The 6,275-nt window shown below is 70.7% G+C and carries 3 protein-coding genes; all 3 read right to left on the reverse strand.

The window, feature by feature from the left end:
* Positions 1 to 38: 38 nt before the first annotated feature.
* Entirely contained in the window at positions 39 to 1,385 is a 1,347-nt protein-coding gene (locus tag ACWGJO_RS30240; RefSeq protein WP_452188564.1) for a hypothetical protein, read from the reverse strand.
* 384 nt (positions 1,386 to 1,769) lie between these two features.
* Positions 1,770 to 2,765: a competence protein CoiA family protein gene (locus ACWGJO_RS30245; RefSeq protein WP_452188566.1), complete on the reverse strand. Its 996-nt coding sequence runs from the start codon at positions 2,763 to 2,765 to the stop codon at positions 1,770 to 1,772.
* A 16-nt stretch (positions 2,766 to 2,781) separates the two neighbouring features.
* Positions 2,782 to 5,982 (reverse strand): Tn3 family transposase, encoded by a 3,201-nt coding sequence (locus ACWGJO_RS30250; protein WP_452188567.1) that lies wholly within the window; start codon positions 5,980 to 5,982, stop codon positions 2,782 to 2,784.
* Positions 5,983 to 6,275: the final 293 nt, after the last annotated feature.

Here is a 6,275-nt window from a genome sequence, read left to right on the forward strand (position 1 = left end):
CCCGCCCCCGGGCCCCCCCCGGGGCCGGCCGCACCGCGTCAGGACTGCGGGTGGCCGGGGAAGGGGATGGCCTTCCAGCCCTCCTCCAGGACCGGGTTGTGCTCCAGGAACTCGTGCCCCGTAAACAGCTGCTGCAGCGTCAGGGCGCCGTTCGGCGGGTCGGCGAGCAAGAGCTTGGACAGGCTGGTGTCGGTGATGGTGACGGCATGCTCCAGCTCGTGGATCGAGGCAGTGGTGATCGGGATCGTCTCGCCCGTCACCGGGTTCGGGGTGCGCTGGATCCCGGCGCGAAGCTCTGCGGTGTTGAGCAGGTGGAACGGCTCCATCGTGACCACCATGCCCCGCCGCGGCAGGTGGGGCGGGATCTGCGCGAATGCGGGGTTGCCCTCGGAGATGAGCCGATCGGTCCTCTCGATCTGGGGGAACGCCTCGCCGGGCGTCCGGGCTAGCTTCTCGGCGTAGTTCTCCGCGCCGAGGCGAAGGTCGGCGTTGGGCCGGGCGGACTTGACCTCGACCAGCAGCACCAGATCGGGGAAGACGACGATCCAGTCAACGGACTTGCCGTTCTCCCCCTTCTTGTCGCCCTGCCACTTGATCTCAGGGAAGGCCGTCGCGTTGTCGAGCAGATCCAGCTGGCGCCCGACATACGCCTCGAAGAGCGGCCCGAGGTCGTTGGCGAACGCCTTGCCGCGCGGCGTGAGGTTCTCCTCGCCACCGGTGTAGTAGAGGCCGAGCATGCTCGCCTTGGACAGGACCGCGGCCGGCACCGGGACCAGGTACCCATCGCCGAACCCCGCGACCAACGGCGTCGTCCGCAGGGGGTTGTGGCCGTAGCGACGCAGCAGCGGGTCCGAGGCCGGGCGGTAGGTCGCCCGGAGCCTGTCGGCGTCGGTCACGAAGTGGCGCTCCACGACCGCGGTCGCCTCGGCGGCGGACCACAAAGAGGTGAAGGTCGAGTAGTCCGTCGGGGCAAGCATCATGTCCGGGATGAAGCGACCCTTGAGGTCCGGGACGCCGGTGACGGTCGCCCAGATGTAGCGGGCAAGGCCCACGTAGTCGGCCACCGAGCACCCGAGGACATCCTGCGCCCAGTCCGGGCCGATCACCTTGAGGGGCTCTGGCGTGCTGGTCTGGGCGAGGATAGCGACCGCGCGGCTCAGCTCGGAGTAGTCGTCCACCTGCCAGGTGAACTGTTGGCCGGCCACCCGCAGGAGCAGGCGCGTCAGCTTCTCCTCCGGCGACTCCTTGTAGAAGGGGTCGTCCAGGGCGAGGTAGGAGCCGAGGATCTGCCCCAGGTCGCGCGGCTGCGCCGGGGCGCGGTTGATTTCCTGGCCGAGAGCGAGGGAGATCCAGGTGGCGTCAGCAAGGGCCCAGGGCCCGTACACGCCAAGTCCTTCGTGTTCACGAAGGTCACGGGGGTGCGGGAGACGGGCGCTCGTGGACGCGATGAGCTCCACGAGTGAGCTCTGCGAGTGGCGCTGGATGCGCCGGATGTACTGGGAGTCCGGGACGCCGGACGCGGGGACAGGCAGCGGCATAACCGACGATTCTTCCGGGTTACGAGGCCGCCCCGCACCCGGTTTCTCACAACGCAGTGGGCCTGGGTCGCCCGGGTCGCGGCCCCAGGAGGTTGCCAGCCCCAGCGCGGCCGTACGGGCGGCCAGGCTCGAACCGTGACCGGCCTCCTCACCGCTCCGTTGACCCCGGGGCCGGGTCATCGTGCAAGCGTTTCGGTCGAAACTCTTGGCTCGGGCGTTCGACGGCGAGGGTCACTCCTGGGGCATCCACGCGCCGGCGGGCCAGATCCGGGCGAGGATCTCGAACTCGTTGAAGTCCTTGTACTTCCCGCTGGGGCGGCTGCGGGTCGGTCCGGACTGGCCCCCGCTGCCGCCCGGCACGCGGTCGCAGTCAGCGGACAGCGCGGCCAGGCGCCGCTGTTCGTCGGCTTCGGCCGCACGGCGCGCCTCTTCGGCTTCGCGGGCTTCGCGGTCCTGGCGCTCGACGTAGGCGGCCTCCTCGGCGACGTCCTTCGGCGTCGCCCAGACCCATGACCAGCCCGGCCGGGTGGACCAGTCGTCGCGGGCGGGACGGATCACCCGGTGCGCGACGAGGTCGCCGGCGAGCACGGCGCTCACGAACTCCGCCAGCTGCACCGGGGTCCTGTCCTCGGCGGGGCTCCAGCGGGAGATCCCGAAGGTCCACCGGCCCGCGCGTACGGGCCGGTCAGGGCCGGGTTGCGCTTCGGCCGCGATGGTGGGAACCGCGCCCAGCCAGGCGCGGGTGCCGGTGGTGACCCACGCGGCGGGGACGCCGGCCTCGGCCATGCGGGCGGTGCGCTCGGTCAGGCCGCGGGGACCGTCGATGCCGATCGTGGACAGCTGGGCCTCGAAGGCGTACCGGCGGCCGGTCGCGGCCTGGGTGGCGAGGACGTCGGCCCGCCAGACACGCTCGGGCCCGGCCTGTTCGAGCTCGGCGATCCAGCCCGGTACCCGGCGGCAGCACTCGGCGAGGTCGCGCTTGAGCTGGCGGTGCGCCTCGGTCTCCTCCCGCAGCGAGCACTCGGGAGCGTCGGGGTCGTGGGCGAAGTAACGCAGGCCCATCGGTGAGTACTTCGGGCACAGGCCCCACTCGCACTCGGGGCAGGTCAGCGGTGCGCGCGGGCGCGCCCGGTGGATCTGCTCCCAGGTGACGCGGCCCTCGCATCCGAGGCCGTCCACGGTGAGGTCCAGGGTGCCGTGCTCGGCATGGATCGCGCTCAACGGCATAGCCGGTCCCCGCTCCTCATGCCGCTGCCGCCTTGTCGTCGTCGCCGAGCGCGCTGAAGTCGACGTCCAGGCGGGCGTCGTAGTCGTCGGGGGTGATGCCGAGTTCGTGGGTGGAGTACTCGCCGAACCGCTTGATGTGCTCGGTCAGGTACGGGGAGACCTCCGCGAGGTCGAGCGGGTCGACGGCCTGGCCCTCGGCCTGGAGCTCGCGCACGACGTCGGCGATGTCCAGGGTGTTGTGGAAGATCACCAGGTTGGCCAGCAGGGAGGTGAACTTCACGTCCTTCTCCTGCTCGACCGGGTCGTTCGCCGCCACCGTGCCGTTCTGCCCGAAGCGCACCCAGTCGGAGAAGCCGTTGAACGCCTCGACCTTGTTGGTCGCCGCCGTCACCCGTGCCCGCAGCGGCGCGTCCGAGAGGTAGCGCAGTAGCTGGACGGTGCGGATCACCTTGCCGACCTCGCGGAAGGCGGTGTAGGTGGCGTTTCGGCGGGAGCCGGAGCGCAGGCGCCGCAGCAGCAGGACGGAGGAGATGGCGCCCTCGCGGATGGAGACGATCACCCGCATCAGGTCGCGGAAGTGGGTCTCGATCAGGCGCCAGTCGATGACGTTGCGGCCTGGCTCGCCGAACAGGGCGTCGATGTGCTCGTACTGGGCGGTGCGGGAGGGGCGGAAGAACAGCAGGTCCTTCCAGTTGCGGATGCGGGGCATCAGGTCGATGCCGAGCAGGTGGGCGATCGCGAAGACCGGGTAGCTCTGGCCCTGGGTGTCGGCGTGGACCGTCGTGGGCCTGACCTCGGAGGTGTTCTTCAGCAGGCCCTCGATGATGTAGACGGCCTCCCACACCCCGCACGGCACGAAGTGCGTGAACAGCGCGATGTACAGGTCCGAGACGTGGTGGTAGGCGATGCCGCCGACCGCCCCGTAGCGCACGGACGTCTCGGCGAGCAGGTTGTCGAGGTAGGTGTCCATGTGGGTGCCGTCGGCCGCCGCGGTGGTGCCGTTGCCCCACGCCCGGGACAGGTCGAGCTGAGCGTGCCGGTCGACAACGTCGCCGATCGCCTCGTTCAGCTTCGCCGTGGTGACGTGGCGTCGGGCCGCCACCGACAGCTCGTGGCCGGAGACGCCGGCGATGTGCCGGGCAGCCTCGGCGAAGGTCATGTTCGTGCCCTTCACGAACGTCGTGATCACGTACCGCCCGAACGGGTCCTTCAGCTTCGGGTCGTTGCCGGACGCCGGCCCGAACCGGCGCCACCACTCGATCCAGTACGCGGTGCGGGCCACGATCCCCAGCAGGGTGCGCTCGGGCATCCGCTCCTTCACGGCCTGCTCCAGCACCAGAGCGCTCTTGCGCGGCTTCTCCGCCCGGCGGGCCTTCAGTTTGGGCGCCCCGGTGTCGGGGTCGATGAACAGCTCGTCATTGTCCGGGTACTCACCGTCCGCCGCGGCCGCCGCCGCGCTCAGGCGCCCGCGCAGCTGGGCGACGAGGGCGCGGCCGTCGAACGGCCCGGCCTCGCCCGGCACGGCCAGGCCGACCTCCTCCAGGTACTCCGGCAGCCTCGCCTCCACCGCCGGCCAGGGCAGCAACTGCTCGGACCAGTCGGCGTACTCCTCCGAGCCGAGCACAGCGACGTCGCCGGTGCGGAGCTCGTCGGCGAGGTAGTAGAACACCATCGCCTCGAAGTGGCGGCGCACGAAGTGCCCGGGCCGGCGCCGGTCACGGATCGCCTTCTGCCAGTTCTGCGTGGCGAAGGAGACGTCCACCTTGCGGCCGTCCGCGTCGCGGTCGGGGATGAAGTCGCGGACCATCGCCCGGTGGGCCTTGGCATGGGCGAGGGCGTCCAGCACGGAGGAGTCCTCGCTGGTGGCCTTCAGCTCGATCACGTCGGTCAGGTCGAACATCACCGGCCGGTCCGCCTTCAGGTGCCCATGCAGCAGCACCTCCCAGTTGTCGCCGTGGTGCGCGGAGACCCGCTCGATCTGCGCGTACTGGGCGTCGAACCCGCCGAGCCCCTCCACCGCCGCGGTGAGCGAGGTGAGCCCGTTGGACTGCACCATCAGCCCCTCGGCCAGCGCCAGCAGGGCGGGCGAGACCCGGCCCTCCAGCTGCCGGACCGCCTCGGCCGCGCTGGACTCCTCGTCCAGGCCCTCGATCGCGTCCAGCGCCCGCTTGGTCAGCGCGGCGGCCTTCGCCCGGGCGCTCTGCGCGGGCCCGCCCACGTCGACCTGTTGCAGCAGCATGCGGTAGTTGGCGACCAGCGTCTCCACGATCTCCTGCTGCTGGCGCCGGATCTCCTCCAGCTCCTCGCGGGCCTTCTTCGCCTTGCCGGCCATCCGCTTGCAGAACATCGTCGTCAGGTCGTCGCGAGCCCGCATCCGCGCCTTCGCGGCCAGGCAGGCGATCAGGGCGACCCGCCGGCGGGCGGTGTAGTCCTTGAGCGCCGCCGCGTCCTGGGCCTCCGCCTCGCCGGCGAAGTCCGCGACCTTCCCGGACGCCACCCCCTCCAGCCACTTTCCGGTGTCGCCCAGCCCGTCGACCCACTCCAGGTGGCCCTTCAGCCGCCGGAAGTTCGACCAGGTCGCCCGCCCGGGGTTGTGCTTGAGCGCGTTGAACAGCGTCCGCCCGTCCAGGCCGACGACGTCGACCAGGCCCAGCAACCGCACCCGCTCGTCCTCGGTCATCCGCGCCCGGACGCCAGCCAGGATCTCCTCGTTCACCCTGGCCCGCACCGTGGAGGCCATCGCGTCCAGCGTGGAGAACCGGGGGATCTCCAGCCCGGCCTCCACCAACTTCTCCAGCGCGATGTTGATCAGGTCCGCCGGGTTGTTCTTCGACGCCGCCTCGATCCGCATCGTCTCCTCGGCCAGCGCCCGGGCCCCGGGCCCGTCGTAGCGCATCCCGCACCGCTCCCGCACCCACGAGCGGTGCCGCTCGGCGGTACGGCCGGAGGCGTACACCGGCAGGGTGTGCTCCGGCAGCTCCGCCGCCCGGCGCACGAACTCCACCACCTGGTCCGGCACCTCGTGCGCCTTCGGGAAACAGCCCATCCGCTGGTACGACTTCAACGCCAGCATCAGCGCCAGCTGGTGCTCGTCGGAGTCCGCAACCTCCTCAGCCCAGGCCCGCTCCTCCTCGGACGGCGTGAAGAACACGTGCAGCTCACGCGCGGTGATCAGCCGCTTGAACCGCGGGTACGCGGTTCGCTCGATCGAAGTCATCCCCACCCCACCCCGACATCCAGCCCTACCGGACGCACCACACACGCCCGCGCGGGATCATCCAGGGGACGACACAGGGAGAGAAGCGGAACAGCGGAACTGGGGACGGAGCCGGGCTCCTGGTGGTAGAGCCAGAACCGAGACTCAAGGCACCAAGATCATCCCGTGGCGGCTTTTGGGCTCACCTTGGCCGGACCCCTAGGGCACGTATTCGGTCGTGATCAATCTGTGTGATTCACCTTCGCGGCGGGTCCTGATCCGGTAGACCGTGGTGTGTGACGCGAGCGCAACTG

The organism is Kitasatospora sp. NPDC054795, assembly GCF_053611565.1.

Bases quoted from the DNA above. Each gene is read 5' to 3' on its own strand.
- ACWGJO_RS30245 (WP_452188566.1), bottom strand. From the start codon at position 2,765: ATGCCGTTGAGCGCGATCCATGCCGAGCACGGCACCCTGGACCTCACC.
- ACWGJO_RS30250 (WP_452188567.1), bottom strand. From the start codon at position 5,982: ATGACTTCGATCGAGCGAACCGCGTACCCGCGGTTCAAGCGGCTGATC.